General features: G+C 57.5%; 10 protein-coding genes and 1 tRNA gene. 7 read left to right on the top strand and 4 right to left on the bottom strand.

Going from position 1 to position 18472, the window contains the following annotated elements; translation table 11 throughout:
* The first annotated feature begins 12 nt into the window (after positions 1-12).
* A complete protein-coding gene (locus BLT47_RS01025) occupies positions 13-1119 on the top strand; it encodes a hydroxymethylglutaryl-CoA reductase (protein WP_065414865.1) in 1107 nt (368 codons plus the stop codon).
* Between the two features lie 373 nt (positions 1120-1492).
* On the top strand, positions 1493-2806 hold the full coding sequence (locus tag BLT47_RS01020) for a hydroxymethylglutaryl-CoA synthase family protein (RefSeq protein WP_256332488.1): 1314 nt from the start codon (positions 1493-1495) through the stop codon (positions 2804-2806).
* A gap of 347 nt (positions 2807-3153) precedes the next feature.
* Here the strand turns inward: BLT47_RS01020 and orn are convergent, their stop codons facing one another.
* Both orn and BLT47_RS01010 read right to left on the bottom strand, forming a co-directional pair.
* Positions 3154-3909 carry an oligoribonuclease gene (gene orn / locus BLT47_RS01015; protein ID WP_143021730.1) on the bottom strand — a complete coding sequence of 252 codons (756 nt, stop codon included), beginning with the start codon at positions 3907-3909 and terminating at the stop codon, positions 3154-3156.
* Positions 3910-3944: 35 nt separating this feature from the next.
* A tRNA-Arg gene (locus tag BLT47_RS01010) sits at positions 3945-4020 on the bottom strand.
* Positions 4021-4407: 387 nt separating this feature from the next.
* On the opposite strand from BLT47_RS01010, the gene BLT47_RS01005 reads away from it, so the two are divergent.
* The 4 genes from BLT47_RS01005 (at position 4408) to ettA (ending at position 11050) form a co-directional block, all read left to right on the top strand.
* Positions 4408-5952 (top strand): GTPase, encoded by a 1545-nt coding sequence (locus BLT47_RS01005; RefSeq protein WP_176764463.1) that lies wholly within the window; start codon positions 4408-4410, stop codon positions 5950-5952.
* A gap of 312 nt (positions 5953-6264) precedes the next feature.
* The gene (locus BLT47_RS01000; RefSeq protein ID WP_074660770.1) at positions 6265-7725 is read left to right on the top strand and encodes a GTPase; all 1461 of its coding nucleotides are present in this window, start codon (positions 6265-6267) and stop codon (positions 7723-7725) included.
* Positions 7726-8393: 668 nt separating this feature from the next.
* A complete protein-coding gene (locus tag BLT47_RS00995; protein ID WP_074660768.1) occupies positions 8394-8978 on the top strand; it encodes a single-stranded DNA-binding protein in 585 nt (194 codons plus the stop codon).
* 392 nt (positions 8979-9370) lie between these two features.
* Entirely contained in the window at positions 9371-11050 is a 1680-nt protein-coding gene (gene ettA, locus BLT47_RS00990; protein WP_049619889.1) for an energy-dependent translational throttle protein EttA, read from the top strand.
* 597 nt (positions 11051-11647) lie between these two features.
* On the opposite strand, the gene BLT47_RS00985 is transcribed toward ettA, so the two are convergent.
* A complete protein-coding gene (locus BLT47_RS00985; RefSeq protein WP_074660765.1) occupies positions 11648-12583 on the bottom strand; it encodes an acyl-CoA thioesterase in 936 nt (311 codons plus the stop codon).
* Between the two features lie 493 nt (positions 12584-13076).
* Here BLT47_RS00985 and malQ point away from each other — a divergent pair, with 493 nt between their 5' ends.
* Entirely contained in the window at positions 13077-15224 is a 2148-nt protein-coding gene (malQ, locus tag BLT47_RS00980) for a 4-alpha-glucanotransferase (RefSeq protein ID WP_074660762.1), read from the top strand.
* A 359-nt stretch (positions 15225-15583) separates the two neighbouring features.
* On the opposite strand, the gene pepN is transcribed toward malQ, so the two are convergent.
* A complete protein-coding gene (pepN, locus tag BLT47_RS00975; protein WP_074660760.1) occupies positions 15584-18145 on the bottom strand; it encodes an aminopeptidase N in 2562 nt (853 codons plus the stop codon).
* Positions 18146-18472 lie beyond the last annotated feature (327 nt).

Here is an 18472-nt window from a genome sequence, read left to right as displayed (position 1 = left end):
TAAGCTAGGCGCATGGCAGATGCTTCGAAGAAAACCGCGCCAGCGGGCCGCGCCGAGCCGGATTCCGTAACCCCGATCCCCACTAAATGGATCGGACCGATTCATATCGAAGGCCCGGTGTTATCCGGGGAATTCGAAGTCCCGCTCGCCACCTACGAATCCCCGCTCTGGCCCAGCTGCAATCGCGGTGCCGATGTATCGCGTATGAGCCCAGGCGGAATACACGTGGAAATTGCGGATGAGCGCATGTCACGTTCCGTGCTGTTCATCGCTGCCGACGCCGCGGGCAGCCTTGCCGCTGCCGCACAGATCTCGGCGCGGCAAGCAGAACTCGCGGAAGTCGTGGCCGGGCAGTCGCGTTTTGCCCGTCTGCTTGATATCCATTCGGAAGCGGTTGGAAATCTGCTATACACCAGGTTTGAATTTGCAACCGGCGATGCTTCCGGGCACAACATGGCCACCCAAGCCTCCGAAGCACTTATGGACCGAATCCTTAGTTGGGGATTGCCGCTTAGTTACGGCTCCATTTCTGGGAACTATTGCATCGATAAAAAAGCTGCGGCTATAAATGGTATTCGGGGCCGGGGTAAACGCGTTATCGCCGACATCCTGATCCCGCACGGCGTCGTCGCCAAACGCCTCCACACCACCGCGCAAGCAATCGACCAACTCAACTACCGGAAAAACTGGGTGGGTTCGAACCTGGCGGGCGCGCTCCGCTCCGCCAATGCACACTACGCGAATATGCTCCTCGCTTTTTATCTGGCAACCGGACAGGATGCGGCAAATATTGTGGAAGGTTCCCAAGGTTTTACACATACCGAACAGCGCGAAGAAGGCCTATATTTCTCGGTCACCTTGCCGAACCTAATCGTCGGTACCGTAGGAAACGGGAAAGACCTGCCTTTCATCGGGGAAACTATGGCCCGCATGGGCCTGGACGCACAACGCGAACCGGGAGAAAATTCGCGCGCCTTGGCCGGGTTAATTGCAGCCACGGTGCTGTGCGGAGAACTCTCCCTGTTGGCAGCGCAAACTCGGCCCGGCGAACTCATGGATGCACACCGTAAATTCGAGCGGGGAGGGGCGCAAAAACCGCGCCCGGATGCGGAAAAATAAGCGTGCTACGACCAGGAGTTGAGCCACACCGGAAAGCTAGTAACAGTGAGAGGCAAGCTACCCTGGGGAAGCAAGCCGCATGGCGAAGCAAGCCGCCCTGGCGAAGCAAGCCGCATGGCGAAGCAAGCTGCATGGCGAAGCCAGTAACGCTGCGAAGCAAGTTACACCGGAAAGCTAGCCACACTACGAAACTTCAGTAGCACCCGGAAGTAAACCGGCAGGAAAGTTTCCCGCACAGAAAACCAAATATTTCCGAAAAAACAGTAGGCCGAAACCGGGTGCGACGAGTAACGTGGGATCAGCAAAGTACGAATCGGTTGCGTGCGAATCGCTCGCACCCAAACCGAAAAATAGCGTCAATAAGGGGCGAAATATGGCGAAAGTGCCGGTTGGAATTGATGCGATCGCATTGTCAACCACACATTACGAACTTCCATTACGCGAACTCGCGCAGGCCACGGACGTGCCTGTAGGTAAGTACCACGTGGGTTTGGGCCAGGTCCATATGTCCGTTCCCGCCCTGGATGAAGATGCGGTGACGCTCGGTGCGGAAGCTTTGGCTAAACTGCTCGGCGACCGCACGGCGGACGCGGCGGAAGCAAGTGCGGACACTGCAGAAGCCGGTGTGAGCGCTGAGCCGGGTGAGCCCGCAACGAAGCCGGCTACCGAGGCTACCGATACGCCAGAAGGGACGGCGCCGTCTCTCCCCGGCTTACCGGAAAACGTGCGGTCTTTGTTCTTTGCCACGGAGTCGTCGGTTGATCAGTCAAAGGCGGGCGGGGTGTTTATGCACAGCCTGCTTGGTTTGCCGCGGAACATGCGGACGGTGGAGTTTAAGCAAGCTTGCTATGGCGGGACTGCAGCCCTCCAGGCGGCCCTGGCCTTAGTTGCCCGCAACCCGGAGGAAAAGGTACTGGTGGTGGCGGCCGACGTCGCCCGTTATGCGGCAGATTCTTCTGGGGAACCAACACAGGGTGCCGGCGCGGTGGCCATGCTGATCTCCGCTCATCCGCGGCTGCTCGAAATCGACCCGGCCACCGGTGTTTATACCCTGGATATTAATGATTTTTGGCGGCCTAATGATAGTTCGACGCCGTACGTGCTCGGCCACCTTTCTATGGATGCCTATATGGATGCGTGCCTGGGGGCGTGGGATGATTTGACCGCGCGTACCGGGCTGAAAACGCAGGATTTGGCCCGTTTCGTTCACCATCAGCCGTTCGGGAAGATGTCGCGCAAGGCGCACGCACGCCTCATGGAACACACCGGGGATTCCCGCGGGGATGAAGTAATCGAATCCGGACTTATTTACGGACGTGATATCGGAAACACGTACACGGCTGCGCTTTATATTGGCTTGGCCTCGCTCCTTGCCAATGACACCGAGGATTTGACGGGGCAGCGTATCGGCCTGTTTTCCTATGGGTCCGGCGCGGTCTCGGAGTTCTTTACCGGGACGCCGGTGGCCGGCTACCGCGAAGAGCTGAAGCGGACGGGCGCCGATCGGCTTGCGGTTGAAACGATGCTCGCCACGCGGGAAGAAGTTTCCTTCGCTACGTACCGCGCTCTGCATGGGGCGCTACGCACCGATTCCGCGGATTATGAGACACCGCGGGATACCAACGGGCCTTTCCGCTTTGCGGGCGTACAAGACCATGCTCGGCGCTACGAGCGTACCGGCGCCTAGCGCGCGGACGCGTACAACTGGCGTAACGCGGGGCTGGCGCTGGCGACGTCGTCGTTGACAGCAGCACCGGCCCCGAAACATGCCTCGCAAATAACCGTAAGCAACTCCGTAAGGCGCGGACTGGTTTATTTTATAAAGCGCGGAACGATGCTGGCGACCGGACGGACTGGCCATCCTGGTTCGGAATGGCCCTGGGTCCGGACTAGCTATCCTGGTGCGGAACGGCGCTTGCTATCAAGCCGGCCTTGTTACCCGCTTCGGCCCTGTTACCAAGCCGGCTTCCGCCACCCGGCCACGCCGGAGCTCCTAGTTCACGCCGAAATTGCCAGTTAGCTGCAACGGCGAAGTTACTCTCTATCCCTATCCGCGGCGGCAGAATCAGCCTCGGTACCAGTGGCAACATTGGCAGAATCAGCCTCGGTAGCAGCCACAGTTTCGGCAGGATCGGCCTCCGCACTAGCCGCCGAAGCGGCATTCGCAGAGAGCAATTGCTGCGTGCGGCCGGCTACTTGACTGGCAACTTCCTGCGCCGCTGCGGTGCTTGGCCCATCTCCTTCCGGGAACAACGTAGCGCGATAGTAACGAAGCTCGTCAATCGAATCATAAATATCGCCCAAAGCCCGGTGATTGCCAAACTTTTCCGGCGAAGCAAAGTACACGCGCGGGAACCAACGTTTTGCCAGTTCCTTGATGGAAGATACGTCAATAATCCGGTAATGCAGGTAGTTAACCAGATTTGGCATCTGCTTTTCGAGGAAAGTCTTATCGGTTCCCACCGAATTGCCTCCGAGCGGGGCCTTGCCCTTCTCCACGCGCGGCTCTAGGTAGGCAAGCACCTGCTTTTCCGCTTCCGTGATGGAAACTCCCGCATCCCATTCGTTAATCAATCCCGAATTGGTGTGCATCTCCCGCACGAAATCATTCATGGATTCCAAAGCATCAGCACTGGGCTTAATCACAATATCGATGCCTTCATCTACCGGATTCAAATCGGAATCCGTCACCACCACCGAAATTTCTACAATTTCGTCGCGGCTAAGGTCCAAACCCGTCATCTCGCAATCGATCCAAACGATCGGCGTACTCATCTCGTGGTAACTCACGCCCCCATTGTAGGCGTGTTTACCGAGCTTAGCGGTGGTGCCCCCGACTGGATTCGAACCAGCGACCAACGGATTAGAAGTCCGGTGCTCTATCCACTGAGCTACGGAGGCCTATTTGAAATCGGTACTCAGGCCGGCGTCGCGCGCGAAGCACACGTCCGCGCGAAGTGCAGGCCGCCAACCCAACCCTCAGTAATCTACCCAAGGCGAGCCGCGGAACGAAATCTTCACACTCGTGGTCATCGCGACACCCGAGCCGCGTAGCCGCGCCGCCTTCCGCCAGGTTTTGTTTCGCGTGCGCTGTTGCGCCGTCGCCGCGCCCCCGGCGAACCTCCGCCCAGCCCCGCGCCCTAAGTTCTCCGTTCCTTTCGTCTCGTGGCCAAGTGCAGGCTAGCTGGTGTTAAGCTGGGATGTGTGCCCCGGGCGTCTTAGACTGTGCAGGAATCGCGGAATTGGTGGCTCACGCTTCACGCGTCAATGATCAGGGACAATGGAGGAATGATGTATCGCCGAGATTTTGCGAAGCTCGTGGAACGAACCATGACCGCCTTGGAAGGTGCTCGGTTGCCGCTCTCCATGCCGGGATCCGAAGAAGTGGGGGAAGCCCGGATTCAATTGCTCACCCGCTTGGGGTCACGCGTGCTTCCCAAACTTCGCCAGTCAGATACGCCGGCAGTCATCGTTTTTGGTGGCTCTTCCGGGGCGGGTAAGTCCACGCTTTTCAACTCCCTCCTTGGCGCCGAATATTCGCAAGCTTCGGTGCTGCGCCCCACTACTCGCACGCCCGTGATTGCCGTTCATCCCGAAAACGTGGAGGCCATGCAAGATCATGCCGTCACCAAAACCGGAAACTTGGTGGTTACGGAAGGGGCGGTGCCCGGTGCGGTTTTGGTTGACGCGCCGGATCTCGATTCGGTTGATGCGGATAACCGGGAGCTTTCCCGCCGCTTGCTGGACGCCGCTGACCTGTGGATTTTCGTCACCACCGCCTCTCGTTATGGAGATTTAGTTTCCTGGGATATTCTCACGGAAGCGCATGCGCGAGGTACCACCATCGCCGTCGTGCTCAATCGGGTGCGGGAGGAAGCTTTGCGGGACGTGCGCAGAGACCTGGTGGCACGGCTCAACTCTGCCGGTTTAGGTAATGCGCCTTTGCTCACGGTGCCCGACGCCGGCCCGCACGAAGGTCTTCTCCCAGAAGAAATCGTGACGGAACTGCGCGCATTTTTCGAATCCATTGGGGCAGCCGGGTATAGCGAAGCCCTGGTGGAACGGTCGAATGCGCTCATGTTGCCGCAAACGGCAGACACCTTGGAGCGGATCGCCGCCGCGGTGGAAGCACAGGCGCAGATGATTGAAGCGTTGCAGCAACGCGCTCAGGACGCCACTGCTTCCATTTGCGAAGAACTCGCCAGCTTGGCTTCTCACGGTCGTTTCGGACAGGGCGCCCCGACCACAACGTGGCTCACCCATGCCTCTGCCGGCGGCGCGCTCGCCGGAGTGAATCCGAATAATCGGCCCAATCTTTTACAACGACGCCGGAGCGGGGAACGTGACCAGGCAGTTACGGAAGTGTTCGACGGCGTCGTACGTTCCCTCCGCACCACTTTGAGCCGCGCGCTCACCTCCGCAGAAGGCGCTGTGCAGGCCGCTTGGGGGCAAGGAATCGCGGATACCACGCAGATTCTGGCGCAGGCACAAGCACAATCCGATCGGCCCGCGGTGATCGCAAAAGCGATCTACGAATGGATGGGCGACTTGAAGAATCTCATTACCACGCAGAACAGTAAAGGATGGTTTGGCGCGGCTGGTACCGCATCCTTGCTGGGCGCGGCCGCTGGTGGCGTGCATGGTGCCACGGCTTTAGCCCGTTCCCTGCTCGGTCCGGAAGTAGTGCGTAGCGGGCGCGAGAGCCTCACCGCTGCCTTGGACCGGGCGGTGGATAATACGCTCCAGCCATTTATGGACGCGCTGGGTACGGTAGACGTTGGCAATGGGCGCGAACTACGACTCCGCGCCGCCGAATTCCGGACGCGTTTCTAGAGAGTTTTAACGCTAAATGGGTGGGGAGTGCGCTTCTGGCGAGTTTTAACGCTAAGTGGGCGGGGAGTGCGCTTCTGGCGAGTTTTCGCCGCGAAATGGATAGGGAGCGATACCGGCAGCAAGTTTTACCGCGAAGCTTCTAGGGAAGCGATACCGGCAGCAAGTTTTCATCGGGAAGCGTCTGAGGAGCAACACCGCGAAGCATCTAGGGAACAACACTGTAATCGGAAACCGAACCGTTCCCAGAAGCCTGCGCAATGTAGCAAAATACGTAAGTAGAGCAAAATTAAAACGAAGGGGTGCACGGTTCTCGTGGCAGAGCTGGAGAAAACGCCGGAAAACGGCACGAAACGGAATCTTACGGGAGCGGCCGCTGAGCTAGCGGAAGAATTGCAGCGTTTGCGCGCGGCCATGGACTTGGCGGGCGAGCGGGCCGATCCGTTTTTAGTAGACCGGGCACGGCGCGAAATTGAGAGCATTCAAGAACGCGTTAATGCTGGTATGGGGATCACTGTGGCGGCCTTGGCGGGCGGCACCGGGTCGGGTAAATCAACGCTGTTTAATGCGCTAACCGGCCTGCACTTTGCGGATCCGGGGGATATCCGGCCGACGACGATGGATATTTCGGCGTGTACGTGGAGCGCGGATGCTCCCGAGCTCCTGGACATTCTAGGGGTCGATCCGCGGCGGACCATCGCCTACGATTCGATTCTTGCCCCGGACGATCATGGGATTTCGTCCCTGATTTTGCTTGATTTGCCGGATCATGATTCGGTGGCGGCGAGCAATACGGCAAAGGTGGACCGGGTGCTACCCATGGTCGATCTGCTCATTTGGGTGCTCGATCCGCAAAAATATGCCGATAATCTGATCCATGACGCGTATATTTCGGCGATGAAGAACCGGCGGGAACGCATGATTGTGCTCCTCAACCAGGCCGATACGATTCCGCAAGGGCGGGTTGCGGACGTAGTGGAAGACGTGCGGCGTTTACTGGCCGCTGAAGGCATGGAAGAAGTACCCGTCTACGCCACTTCCGGTAAAGAACGTATCGGCTTGGAACCGGTGTGGGAGGAATTGCGCACCGCTTCCCAATCTACGGATTCCGCTTTGGAAACGGCCCGAGCCGAACTTGACGCGGTGCGGGCGCGCCTGGCACAAGGTTACGAGACTCCGGCGGTCAACCCGCGCGGCCAGGAAATTGAAGAACTCACCGACGATCTTTATTCCTCTTCGGGAATTTCAGCGGTGACCGCGGCCCTGGCAGATCCGTCCAGCCGCGCCATTCCCCGGCCGGAACAGCCCTCTTTGGCATCCATGACCGCAGCCCGAGAATCATGGCTGGCATTCGTGCGTTCTGGTTTGCCGGGTCGGTGGGCGAACGCGCTCGATGAAGAAATTCCCGAACCGGAACATATTCGCCGGGCTTTGGGTGTGGCCGTGCGCGCTGTACCCGCGCGCCGCCGCGGAAGTACCGGGGCCTGGGTGTGCGGCATATTGGGTCTCCTGATCCTCGTTTTGGGAATTTTGCTGCCCCTGGTCGGAGCGGTTGCGTTCCCGCTGTGGGCGGGAATTACCGTCGGCGTGCTCGGCGCGGGGGTGAGTATCGCGTGTGCCTGGTTACTGAAACGAAAAGCCGCGCGCGGCGCTGCCCGCACGTACGACGCCGCTATGCGCGAATCCATCTCTCAAGCCGTAGAGAAGGAATTCATCCTGCCCGCAGCAAAAGTTCTGGACGACTACACACAAACCCGCCAGCTGCTAACTGACTGATATGACAGTTGGCAGGTGATATAGCGGTTAGCGGGTGATATGGCGGTTTGCGGACCGGACGCGGTAAGCGGACTAGATGGTAGCGGACTGGTCGATAGCGGACTGGGATGGTAGCGGACTGGATGGTAGCGCACTTGTCGGTAGCGGACTGGTCTGCACCTGGGACACTCAGTGCGTGGGATAGTGGGCTGAGTAATTCGCGCGCGGTGTTGAGACATGTGCGTGTTCGAAAATATACAGATGCCTGCGGTTTCCACAGGCGGCCAGGCGCGAGCTTCATCCACAGCTGAGGTGCGGCGTCGAACCTAAAAGTATTCTCCCCGGCAAGCTAGGTGTAGGGACTGCGGAGAGGCCGCGGTCCGTATAAAACCCAGCCCCGTAAGCGATGCACAGCGAACTAGAAGCAAGCATGCAAAACGCGGCAAACGTGCGTGCGCGCGAAGCAAGTGAGACGTAAGCCTACAAGCTGAGTGCAACAAACATGCGGCCGTTGTTCGGTAAGCGTCAGGCGGGCGCGAAGCGCGGCAAGTGTGACGCGTGCGAGCAAAGCGTGGCGAGTGTGACGCGTGCGAGCAAAGCGTGGCGAGTGTGACGCGTGCGAGCAAAGCACGGGAAACGAAAACGGGGCCGGCGCACGTGGCTGGGTGCAAAGATGCTGAGGAGAAAGAATGGCAAACGAAACATACGTAACCATTAGGGGTTATGCCGGTGCAGATCCGGTAATTTTTAAGAACGACGACGCACCTGACGTAGCACAGGTATCGGTGGGCGTGACGCCAAGCTATTTCCACCGCGGGGAACAGCAATATCGGGAAGGGCCAACTGTTTGGTATGAGGTGCGGGCGCGCGGGGCATTGGGCCATAATCTTGCCGCCTCATGCCGAACTGGAACACCGCTCTTAATTCGTGGCCGTCTCGGCACTCGCGAATGGTCACCGGCCAATGAAAACGGCGAAAAATCTGGTGCCCGGACGCGTTTGGTAATCGTGGCGGATGCGGTCGGCGTCGAACTTGCCCACGGAACGGCCAGTTATGTAAAAGTTCGCCGCGATGGAAGCGAATACAACGGCGGTAACTATAACGGTACGGCAGGCGATGAACCGGGCGCGGCCGGCGGCGAGGCGCTGGCTGGCGGGTCGGGAACTGGGGTGCCCGGCAACCCGGTGATTGTGACGCAAGGGCCAAATCCGGAACCCGATGAATGGGAAATCCAGGAAGCTGATCCAGCCGGGAACCTGCAACAAGTGATGTAGCGGGGAGGCGTGAAACTATGCTTATGCGGGTAGGTGAGTGGTGACGTTACGGCGCACTTCTGCCTTGCGGCGAGCTGTTGCCTTTGACAGTGGGCTAATGCGGTTGCAGCGAGCTGTGACGAGCCGGCCGGGATGAGCCGGCTGTGACGATATGGTGGTTGGAAACTGCAGAGCCGTCGGATTGGAACCAGACCGAGCAAACCATCACCCTGCCGGGAACAGAATGAGTGTTGGACAGGAGCGGCAATTCCGGGCATATCTGTGAATTGCCGCTCCTGGAGAAAAAGCCTGGGCACAGGTGCTGAGAACCCCTGTATGCTGAGTCGGGGCCGATGCGCCTTGCGGCGAGAAATCGGCAGATAATTGACTAGCAACCGAATGGCAGAGGTAGCGTGGCTGAATTTATTTACCAAATGATCCATGCGTCTAAGCGCGTGGGGGATAAGGTGATCCTCGATGACGTCACGATGGCGTTCTTCCCTGGCGCAAAGATTGGCATGGTCGGCCCAAATGGTGCCGGGAAGTCCACTATTTTGAAGATTATGGCGGGGCTCGATGAGCCTTCGAATGGCGAAGCCCGTCTCACTCCTGGATATAGTGTGGGCATTCTCCTGCAGGAACCGCCGCTGGAGGAGGATAAGACCGTCCTTGAAAACGTCCAGATGGGCCGCAAGGACATTATTGACAAATTGCGCCGCTTCAATGAGATCAGCGAAGAGATGGCCAATCCGGATGCGGACTATGATTCCCTGCTGACGGAAATGGGCAAACTACAAACCGAGATCGACGCTGCTAACGCGTGGGATCTAGATTCGCAGCTCGAACAAGCGATGGCCGCTTTGCGGTGCCCGCCCGGAGACACCCCGGTCAATGTGCTTTCCGGTGGAGAACGGCGCCGTGTTGCGCTCTGCCGGTTGCTCTTGGAAGAACCGGATTTGCTGCTCCTGGACGAACCAACGAACCACTTGGATGCCGAATCCGTGGACTGGCTGGAAAAGCATTTGCGTACCTACCCGGGTGCGGTAATTGCCGTAACCCACGACCGGTACTTCCTCGATAACCTTTCGCAGTGGATCGCGGAAGTGGATCGCGGGCGTCTCTATCCGTATGAAGGTAATTACTCGACGTACCTGGAAAAGAAACAGGAACGTTTGGAAGTACAAGGGAAGAAGGACGCCAAGCTGCAAAAGCGGCTCAAGGACGAACTCGAATGGGTTCGTTCTTCAGCTAAGGGACGGCAGGCAAAATCGCGTGCCCGCCTAGAACGCTACGAAGAAATGGCCGCGGAGGCAGAACGCACCCGCAAGCTGGACTTTGAAGAGATTCAGATTCCGCCAGGGCCGCGGTTGGGTACCTTGGTGCTCGAAGCTAAGAATTTGCAGAAGGGCTTTGGAGATCGCACCCTAATTGACGGACTCTCCTTCACCTTGCCGCGTAACGGTATCGTTGGGATTATCGGGCCGAACGGCGTCGGTAAAACTACTTTGTTCAAGACAATCGTAGGGCTCGAGCCACTCGATGGAGGCGAACTGAAGATCGGCGAAACCGTCAAGATTTCCTACGTGGATCAGAGCCGGGCCGGTATCGACCCAGAAAAGACCTTGTGGGAAGTAGTTTCGGGCGGTCTCGACTACATCCAGGTCGGAAACGTGGAAATGCCTTCGCGTGCATACGTATCGGCTTTCGGATTCAAGGGACCAGACCAGCAGAAGAAAGCGGGCGTGCTTTCCGGTGGGGAACGTAACCGGCTGAACCTCGCGCTGACATTGAAACAGGGCGGAAACTTGCTCCTGCTGGACGAACCGACGAATGACCTCGATGTGGAAACCCTGAGCTCCCTGGAAAATGCGCTTTTGCAGTTCCCGGGCTGTGCCGTGGTTATTACCCACGACCGTTGGTTCCTAGACCGCGTGGCAACGCACATTTTGGCATGGGAAGGCACCGAAGAGAACCCTGCTAACTGGTACTGGTACGAAGGTAACTTCGCTGGCTACGAGAAGAACAAGGTAGAACGGCTGGGCGAAGCTGCACTCGCACCTTCGGCGGGCACACATCGCCGGCTCACGCGCTAGACGGACGTGCGCCATCGCTCGAGCTCTCGCAAGGGCAAGGGGCGGGCGTTTGCAGGGCTCTGGTGTTTTGCGAGGGCTCAGGCGTTTGCAAGGGCTCAGGCATTTGCAAGGGCTCAGGCATTTGCAAGGGTAGTGGCGCGTTGACTTGCGTCCCTGGAAAGGGTCCTGGAAGAAAGTGGCCCGGGGAGAAGGCTTCCCAGGAGTAAAGGGACTTGGAAGAAAAGTAGGCGCCAGCTGGTTCGGCAAGTTTGGGAACTGGCTGGTGCTGATAGGTGGGGCCCGCGGCGTCGGGCGAAAGCTACCAAGTAGGGGCGTGCGACGTCGGACGAAAGCGAACAATGGAAGGTGCCCAAAAGTTCTGAAAAGATCCGCCGGGGCGTGAAGTAACACTTACTGCAGCACTGGAAGGTGCCCAGTAGAAACACGCCGCGGAACTGGCCTGTAGAGGCATGCTACGGAACTGGCCTGTAGAGGCATGCTACGGGACTGCCTGTAGAACTAGCCTGCAGAACTAAAAATGAAGCCTCGGCACTGGAGGAATTCTTCCCGGTGCCGAGGCTTCATTTATGCAACTAACTTGGTGCGTGCTCCCGTTTTTTATTCGTGCACTTGTTCGTGTTCGGTGCTAGAGGGGCGTACGCGTACCATGCCTTCTTGCATCATCGTGGCAATATGCTTGCCGTCTTGGAAGAAACGGGCCTGGATGAGGGCGCGACCGTTTTGTGCGGAGAGGCATTCCATATCGGCGAGGATCCAATTGGAGATATCGAAGTTGCGATGCCACCAGATGGAATGGTCCAAGGTGGCGATCGAAGAGATCGGGGACATCCAAGACAGTCCCAGCGCCTGCAATGCCGGCTCGAGCATGAACTGGTCGGCCGAATAGCCGAGGAGTGCTCGTTGCACAGTCCGGGAAGTACCTTCCGGTAGCGGTGAACGAGTGCGCAGCCAGATGCGCTCATGCGGGGATCGTGTGGGCGCCGGCGACGTGTAAATCATGCCGTCAACATGGCGCAGATCCAGCGCGTTTGTGGTACTCATAATGTGGCCGTAGTCGCTATCAATGGCGGCGAAGAAATCTACGGAAGAATCAATCGATTCCGGATCCGGAACGTCAGTCGGCTGCGGTTCGCCAAACGAAGGACCTTTTTGACGAAGCTGGAAAGAAACGCGGGCCGAGAAAATGATTTCGTCATCTTGGGTGGCCATTACATTTCTAGTGGAAAAAGACCGTCCGTCATTCAAATCAAGGACACGGAAATAGATAGGCTTATGCAAGTCACCCGGACGCAAGAAAGCACCCGTAATCGAGTGCGCCAACCGCACATCGGGCCCAATTCCGAGAGTTTGGTTAACGTGATCGGCCGCGGCGATAGTCGCCTGCCCAAACACCTGGCCACCGTATATTCGCCCGGTAACCTGGATTAGGCTATCGCCGCGATAAGTTTTCTCGTCGATACGCTCGAGCGTCAGATTGTTGAGAACGCTTGCTAGTGGCTCCACATCTGTTTTCGGAATGTCGACCCGGTTCACAGGTTGCCTCTCTTTGTGTCGTGTAATGAGACCCGGAAATCTGTTAGGACCGGATCTCGGCTATTCTCCCCATAGTATCCCTCCCAGAATTTCTTTCGTAGGATACTGAATGTATGCTCGGAGCGTGATTGCCACTTAAATGCTTATGTCACACCAGTTCCGCGGTTTCCTATGTTTGCTGCCTGAAAGATAACCAGAGAAAGAAGCAGAAGCCAGAAAAAAGGCGTAATAATTTCAGGGGCGCGCGGAGGTTGTAGGAAGGCAAACCGCGGAATTAGCCATTCACTGGCACCAATTCCGCGATTGTTGTTACTACTACAAATATCGCGGAATTAGGCGGGAAAGTAGGGGAGGCGGGAAGCGGGAGAGCGGCGTCGGCGTGAAAACGACTGAAAACACTGAAAAATCACTTCGCGATATGGCTACCGACCTTATAGGGTTATATCGAACTTTCCGGAGTTGAAAGAAACGCGTCATTTCCAAAGGAGGGCACATGGCAGAGCAGCCAACGCGGGACCTTCTCGAGCGGTTGGCCGAGGCATACCAAGTATCATCGGCTTACTGGAGTTTCGGGGGCGAACATATCACGGTAGATGATGAGACGCTGATCCGCGTGCTCGCCGCTATGGGTATCAATGCGTCAAGCCAAGAAGCCGCACAAGTCGCATTAGAAGACGCGGAATTGCGGCCATGGCGGCAAGTTATACAAGACACCACGGTGGTTCGCGAAGGAGCCGGAACGACGGTTCAAGTACACGTCCCACATGGCGCTGCCGTGACCATGACGCTGGAACTGGAAAATGGTGGCGCTCGCGAAGTCGAACAGACCGAAGATCTAACTTTGCCGCGGCCCGTCGATGGGCGCATGATCGGGCAAGCTTCCTTCGTGATCCCCAGTGATTTACCCCTCGGATACCACACGATTCATGCCGAAGTAACAGCACCTGGAGAAGAAAGCGCCTCCGCCCACACGGGTATGCTTATTGTGGTTCCGCAACGTTTGCGCTCACCGGCCGAATGTGGCGTGAGTGGCTGGGGAATCATGGCGCAGCTCTATTCGGTGCGTTCCCGCGAATCTTGGGGTATCGGCGACCTCGCCGACCTAGCAGAATTAGGATCACTGTTCGCCGCTTTCGGCGCACAGTTCGTACAGGTCAATCCCTTGCACGCGGCCGAACCAGAACCCCCTCTCGAACCTTCGCCCTACCTACCCGTATCGCGGCGATTCTTCAATCCGATCTATATTCGTCCGGAAGATATTCGGGAAGTGGCGTATATGGACGCAGGACGGCGCTCCCTCGTCGCCTGGGCAGGCGAACCGGTCAAGGAAAAATCACAAAAGAATACCCATATCGACCGGGATGCCTCTTGGGAAGCGAAGAAACGAGCCCTGCGGGTTATCTACGAAGAACCGCGGAGCCCCGCGCGCGAACGCGCCTTCGCCCGCTATCGCGAACGGGAAGGCCAAGGACTGGAAAACTTCGCTTTGTGGTGTGCTCTCTACGAAAAGTACGGGGAAGACTTCCCACCCGGCCTGGAAAGCCCGCACACCCCAGGGGCCCGTTTGCAACACGAAACCCTCGCGGACGACGTCGACTTCTTCGCCTGGTGCCAGTGGATTTTGGACGAACAATTGCGAGCCGCACAGGAACGTTCTCGGCGTGACGGTATGGGAATAGGAATCGTGCACGACCTAGCGGTTGGAGTGAAGGCAAAGGGTGCGGACGTGTGGACGACGCCGCAGGCCTTCGCTCGCGGCGTAACGGTCGGTGCACCGCCAGACATGTATAACCAGCTGGGCCAAAACTGGAGTCAGCCACCGTTCAACCCGGCAGAACTTCCGAAGCTGCACTACGCACCATTGCGCAACATGGCACGCACAGTACTCCGCCACGCTGGCGGTTTACGAGTCGACCACGTGATGGGATTCTTCCGACTGTGGTGGATTCCCGAAGGTGCGAAACCGCTTGATGGAACGTATGTGTATTACGACCATGAGGCGATGATCGGTGTGCTCATGCTGGAGGCCTACCGGGCCGGGGCTTTCCTAATTGGGGAAGACCTGGGCAATGTGGAACCGCGAGTGCGTAGCTTCCTAGCCGAACGAGGAATTTTTGGGACCTCAGTGGTCCTCTTCGAAAAGAACGGGGACGAATTCCGCCGGCCGGCCGAATACCGCTCGAATACTTTGGTTACCGTTGACACCCACGACTTGCCGCCGCTGGCCGGCTACCTGGCAGGAGAACACGTGGAACTGCGCGACCAGCTAGGAATCCTTACGGAGCCGGTTGAAAAGACGCGCAACGATTGGATGCACGAAGTCGCCAAGCTCATTGAAGTTTTGCGTGCGGAAGGCCTGGTGGCTACCGATACGGATCCCACCGAGCGGCAAGTTATCGAAGCTTTGCACGCGTTTATGGCACGAACGGCTGGCGAATTACAGTCGATCGCCTTGGTAGATGCCGTGGGAGAGCGGCGAATTCAAAACCAGCCGGGAACACATCAGGAATATCCGAACTGGAAGATCCCACTGGCCGACGGAACCGAAAACGTGGTACTCGTAGAAGACCTCGCGCTCAATCCGCGGCTACGCTCCCTCGTGGATGTGTATACGCAGGAATACGCGAAATACCACGGCTAAATACGCGGTCGGAGGGTACTAGACGCGCGGGACGTGCCGGGTGTGCTAGAAGTACCAGGCGCGCTAGGAGTGCCTGGCGCGCAAAGAGAATCTGGTGTGCGATAAGTATCTAGAAAATAAAATAAACGAAGGTGTGCCCCGGATTCTCAGAATCCGGGGCACACTAATTCCGCGAAAACAACGCCGCTATAGGTAACGAGAACCGCGGAATTAGTACGAATCTATATGCAACAAGAACCGCGGAATTGGTGAGAAATGAGAAAACGGAAGGGGCACCAATTCCGCGGTTTCTGTTGCACATATTGGAACAATTATCGCGGAATTAGTGCCCCTCGTCGCGCAAGTAGCGGCACTAGGTCCTAGCCTTGGTGGCGAGCGGCGTCGATCTGCTGGTTACGCACCGCGCGTTGCGTTTGCGAAACCACTTCGGAAACAAGCCGCTTGGCTGCGGGGGCAGCGGTCGTGTTTGCCAGCCACTCCTCTCCAGCTGCCAGCAGGTCTACGCCCAGATCCGTGCGTCCCGAAAGGGACAGCGGGTAGGCATATTCAAGCATATTGCTCGCAATTTCCACGGAATTGGCTTCCCACATGCGGGCAGCCTCGGCAAAATACTTCTCCACGTAGGGAACTAAAAGTTCCGGTTTAGTGGAACTGAAGCCCAAAGCAAGATTACGCTGGCGCGTATTGGAAGTTGGGTGCAGAATCTCGTCCCAAACCCGGGCCGTCTCCGCCGCATCGGCCAAAGCACCTTCCGCTCGGGCGAGCCCAATCTGGCCATAAGAAGACTGGTCGCCAGCAAATTCGGCTTCGAGATCAGCGCGCGTGGCCCGGCCCACAGCGGCCAACGCCGCCAGAATCTGCCAGCGGACAGCTTGGTCGACGTCGTACCCGGCAGGGACCTGCGTGCCACCCAACCAGGCCTCCAAAGCATCCAGCTGGGGCGCGGACTGCGCGAGCGGGATAAAGCTATCGAGAATTTGTTTCTGCTCATCCGAACCAGCAGCAACAGCAAGACCCGCTTCCAGCAAACCTTGTGCCACCTCTGTGCGCAGCTCCGTACGTGTAGCCGGATCCGAATACAGATTCACCGCGGTAGCCAGCGTGGAGATCACATAGCGAAGCACCGTACCATTTGATTCATCCGCCAGAGTTTGCAACGCAATCGCGGAATAAGTGTGAACATCCAGTTCGCCATCGCGGACCATATCCCAGGCGGAGAAAACGAACAGGGCACGTTCCAAACCGGTAGAGAAAGCATCCAAATTCTCCGTCGCCATGCGGAAGGAGCGTTCGTCGAAACGCAATTTGGCATAAGTCCAATCGCCGTCGTTCAACAAAATGAAATCGGGATCGGTACCCACAAATTCCGGCACCTCAGTCCGTTCGCCCTCCACGTCTACTTCGGCGCTCACAATCGGCTTGAAAGTAGAATCGTCAAGCTGGTAACCGGTAACCGTAAGGCGGTGGGGGCGCAAAGAAGAATTCTCATCATTACTCTGCACGATCGCGAAGCTAGAAACCTCAGAATCTTCATAGGTGACGTCTGCGGTAAGCGTGTTCACCCCAGCTTCTTGCAGCCACAGCTTCGTCCACTCGGAAAGATCACGCCCGGAAGCCACTTCAAGTTCGCTCAGCAGATCCTGCAAAGTAGCATTGCCCCACTTGTGCTTGGCAATATAGGCACGCACCCCGGCCAAAAACTCTTCCAACCCAACATAATTCACCAGCTGTTTGAGCACCGAAGCACCCTTGCCGTACGTAATCCCATCGAAATTGACGAGCACGTCTTCGATATCGCGAATATTAGCTGCAATAGGGTGGGTGGAAGGGAGCTGGTCTTGCTGGATTGCCCACGTCTTTTCGGAAGCGAGGAAAGTAGTCCACGCATCCTTCCAACGTGTGTTCTCGGCGGCCGCCAAATGGCTCATAAACTCAGCGAAGGACTCATTAAGCCACAGGTCGTCCCACCACTTCATGGTCACCAAATCGCCAAACCACATGTGTGCCAGTTCGTGCAAGATCGTGATAGCACGCCGGTCCACAATCGCCGCCGTCGGCTTCGTGCGCCACACATAAGTCTCGACGATCGTCACCAAGCCCGCGTTTTCCATGGCGCCCGCATTGTACTCCGGCGCGAAAACCTGGTCATACTTAGTGAACGGATACGGATGACCATAGTTACTTTCGAAATACTCGAAGCCCTGCTTGGTGATGGTGAAAATCTCTTCCGCATCGAGATACGGCGCCAAAGACTTGCGAGCATACACGCCCATCGGAATTTCGCGTCCATCCGAAGAAACATAAGGCTTGCCCTCCACGCCCTCATAAGGACCGGCAACCAGGGCCGTCAAATACGTAGAAATCGGGTCGGTAGCGGGGAACTCCCAGCGCGCGATCCCGGGCCGATCCGCGCGCGGCTGCGCCACCGGGGTCTTCGCATTCGAAAGTACGCGCCACGCGGCCGGCGCATCAACTGTAAACTCAAAACGCGCCTTCAAATCAGGCTGTTCAAAATTCGCATACACGCGCCGCGCGTCCGCTACCTCAAACTGCGAGTAGAGATAAACCTCGCCGTCCGCCGGATCTACATACCGGTGCAAACCTTCGCCGGTCCGCGAATACAACTGCGTGGATTCGATCCGCACCGTGTTATGCTCCGCCAAATTCTCCAGCGGAAAACGCGAATCTTGGTAAAGAGCAGGATCCAGATCCACACCGTTGAGCGTAGCCTTTTCCACCGAAGCAGCAATCAGATCCAGGAAAGTCGCGGCGCCGGGGGTAGCGTCAAAATCGATTTCCGTGACGGCCTTGAAAGTTTCCGGTGAATCACCCGAAAGATCAAGATAGATCCGATACGTTTTGGTGCTGACAAGCTGCGCGCGTTGCGCCGCTTCCGCACGAGTCAGGTTTGTACCCGGCATATAAATAACGCTCCTTCCGATCTCGGGCGCCTGGCCCGAGTTTTCCTATACTCTTTTCCGTTTTCCGCCGCGAAATCTCCCGCGGGCGATTTCGCGGAATTAGTCGCTTCGTGCAAACCAGCTGCCACCAATTCCGCGGTTTGTGCGGGCACTATTACGGATATTGATCAGCACCAATTCCGCGATTCACGCGAAGGCGAGCAATCCCTACCCGGATAGCCGCAGGGCCTCCACGAGACTAACCCACGCATCTTTCCTGCAGATGACCGTAAAGATACCTATACCAAGAGATTCCTACACAGCCAGCCGCGGGAGACACCTTTACAA

Origin of the sequence: Actinobaculum suis, assembly GCF_900102025.1 — a bacterium.
GTDB lineage: Bacteria > Actinomycetota > Actinomycetes > Actinomycetales > Actinomycetaceae > Actinobaculum > Actinobaculum suis.
The sequence above is the reverse complement of the archived record's forward strand: the minus strand, read 5'-3'. Positions and strand labels throughout refer to the sequence as shown.

Bases quoted from the DNA above. Each gene is read 5' to 3' on its own strand.
- BLT47_RS01025 (WP_065414865.1), top strand. From the start codon at position 13: ATGGCAGATGCTTCGAAGAAAACCGCGCCAGCGGGCCGCGCCGAGCCG.
- BLT47_RS01020 (WP_256332488.1), top strand. From the start codon at position 1,493: ATGGCGAAAGTGCCGGTTGGAATTGATGCGATCGCATTGTCAACCACA.
- BLT47_RS01005 (WP_176764463.1), top strand. From the start codon at position 4,408: ATGATGTATCGCCGAGATTTTGCGAAGCTCGTGGAACGAACCATGACC.
- BLT47_RS00995 (WP_074660768.1), top strand. From the start codon at position 8,394: ATGGCAAACGAAACATACGTAACCATTAGGGGTTATGCCGGTGCAGAT.
- malQ (WP_074660762.1), top strand. From the start codon at position 13,077: ATGGCAGAGCAGCCAACGCGGGACCTTCTCGAGCGGTTGGCCGAGGCA.
- pepN (WP_074660760.1), bottom strand. From the start codon at position 18,145: ATGCCGGGTACAAACCTGACTCGTGCGGAAGCGGCGCAACGCGCGCAG.